The following is a 1,083-nucleotide window of genomic DNA, read 5'->3' as shown; positions in this document are numbered from 1 at the left end:
GTAATCGACGCGATCGAGGACGCCGCCGACGAACTCGGCCAGAGCTTCGAGACGGTGCGCGATAACGTCGCCTACATCATGGACTCGACGTTCGACGAGGAGGGCGTTAGCACGTCGTTCAACGAGAGCATCAGCGGTGCCAGCCTCGAGCACGACGAGGTCGGCACCGGCGACCCGCGCCTGGAAGCGCTGGAACTGTACAAGCTCCGCCAGCGGATATAGATGTACGAGATCACGTTCCACCTCGAGGATGGGACGGAGACCGTCACGGTCGGCCCGGACGAGTACGTCCTCGACGCGGCCGAGCGCGCCGGGCTCGAGTTGCCCAACTCCTGTCGAAACGGGATGTGTACCTCCTGTGCGGGCGAGTTGCTCGAGGGCGACCTCGACGGGCGCGAGGGGACGGGGCTCACACCCGAACAGGAGGACGACGGCTACGTGCTGCTGTGCTGTTCGTATCCGCGATCGGACAGCGAGATCCGGGTCGGCGAACGCGTCCAGAACGACCTGCTCGGACTCGACGCGCTCTGATCCGGAAACGGCTCTGATTGTGGCCGCTTCTCTCCACGTATGTAGCTGAGTGAATGGAGAATAAATTCTGGTGGGAAGGCGTGAGAAGAAGCGTCCTGCTAGCGCGGCAACACGGAATCGCCACGCCCTCCCCAGCCGATTCGCTCACGCCGTTCGGCGTTCGCTCATCCCTCGCACGGCTTCGTCCCGTGGTTCGCTATCCGCTCACCACGGTCCAGCGTGCGCCACCGCATGTCGGTCGATCTGTCTGAGCGATACATAACTCTCCTCTATCGATCGGTCCGCGCATTCGTTCGAGGCCGCTGGTGACCACCGACGTTTAAATAGAACCGCGTTTCCGAGGGGTCACGCTGAGGCGCCTCGGTGGCGATGGCTCCGCTAGAGATCATGTGTGGTGTTTCCTCACAGACGACAGGGCGAACACGACGGGACGACGGCGCGCTCGAGACGATAGCGCGACGCGATCGGCCCGCGACGGAGGGTCGGTGATCGGCGATGCAGACCGAATACTACGAACAGGATCGGTATGACGTCGGTGACTCCGTCCTCGAG

At 63.3% G+C, this 1,083-nt stretch carries 1 protein-coding gene and 1 pseudogene; both read left to right on the top strand.

The window, feature by feature from the left end; all coding sequences use genetic code 11:
* Positions 1-222 (top strand): annotated as a pseudogene (locus PGX04_RS24450) (hypothetical protein); the annotation flags it as partial.
* Entirely contained in the window at positions 223-531 is a 309-nt protein-coding gene (locus PGX04_RS24445; RefSeq protein WP_273740887.1) for a 2Fe-2S iron-sulfur cluster-binding protein, read from the top strand. It begins immediately after the preceding pseudogene.
* Positions 532-1,083: the final 552 nt, after the last annotated feature.

It is taken from the genome of Natrinema soli, from assembly GCF_028618695.1.
This window is presented reverse-complemented; position numbering and strand designations above follow the sequence as displayed.